Raw genomic sequence first — 1,028 nt, forward strand, 5'->3', positions numbered from 1 at the left:
ACGAGCGGCAAGCAGGCATTTTTGGCCACTCTATAAGCAACCACTTCCTGAGTAAACAAGTCGACAACGGGAGACAAGTATACTTTCTGCTCTTTGACTTTGAACTCCGTGACATCAGTTACCCATTTTTCATCGGGTTGAGTCGCACTAAAATCTCTTTCAAGAACGTTGGGAGCTGCTTTTCCTGACTCTCCTCGGTATGAACGATACTTTTTAATCCTGACCGTCGATTTAAGGTTGAGCTGAGCCATAAGCCTTTGAACCGTTTTGTGATTAAGCACGAACCCCTGATTCTTTAGTTCCAAGTGAATACGGCGGTAGCCGTATCGCCCCTTATGTTCATGATAAATTGACCTTATCAACCGCAGCTCACGTTCGTAGCTATTTGGGCGCTTGCTCGTTTGAGCCTGATAATAAAAGACACTTTTTGCCAGCTGTAGAGTATGCAGTAAGTGCTTTAACGGGTACTTGCCTTTAAGAGTTAGAGCTATGACCGCTTTTTCTTTGTTCGACGGTTTTTTTCCTGCTCCAACTCTTCCAACTTTTTTAGAACGGCATTCTCGGTTCGTAAGTAAACCAACTCCTCTTTTAGCTCCTCAAGCGTCATTTCATTATCAGGCTTAGTGGTACGTTGAGGTTGCTGTTTCATTGAGGGTCTTCCTTTCTGGCGCATTTCGAGCCCCTTGATACCGAGCTCATTAAATCGTTTGAGCCAGACAGAGAGTATTCCAGGGGATGAGAGGTTTAATACAGCGCTAGTGTGCGTGAGAGACCATTCATTCGTCCACATTAAATTCAATGCTTTTCGTTTTGTTTGAGCAGTCGCGGCATGCTTAGTTGGTAAAAATGAATCAGTACCATGGATGGAAAAGACTTGAGCCCAATACCGTATCTGTCTTGAAGAAATTGAATATTGTTTTGCTAAGTAGAGAGATGACGTGCCATCTAAGTATTGCTTAGCAATGATACATTTTAGCTCTCGGCTATATTTGGACATAAAAAGACCCCCAATAATTGGTGTCCAACTA

General features: G+C 43.1%; 2 protein-coding genes. Both read right to left on the bottom strand.

The window, feature by feature from the left end; translation table 11 throughout:
- A partial coding sequence (locus H5300_RS26795; protein WP_310736201.1) for an IS3 family transposase occupies nt 1–491 on the bottom strand: 491 nt, incomplete at its 3' end.
- A complete protein-coding gene (locus H5300_RS26800) occupies nt 488–997 on the bottom strand; it encodes a helix-turn-helix domain-containing protein (protein WP_182797364.1) in 510 nt (169 codons plus the stop codon). The genes H5300_RS26795 and H5300_RS26800, both read right to left, overlap by 4 nt.
- Nucleotides 998–1,028 lie beyond the last annotated feature (31 nt).

This window comes from Vibrio sp. SG41-7 (genome assembly GCF_014164465.1).
GTDB classification, from domain to species: domain Bacteria; phylum Pseudomonadota; class Gammaproteobacteria; order Enterobacterales; family Vibrionaceae; genus Vibrio; species Vibrio splendidus.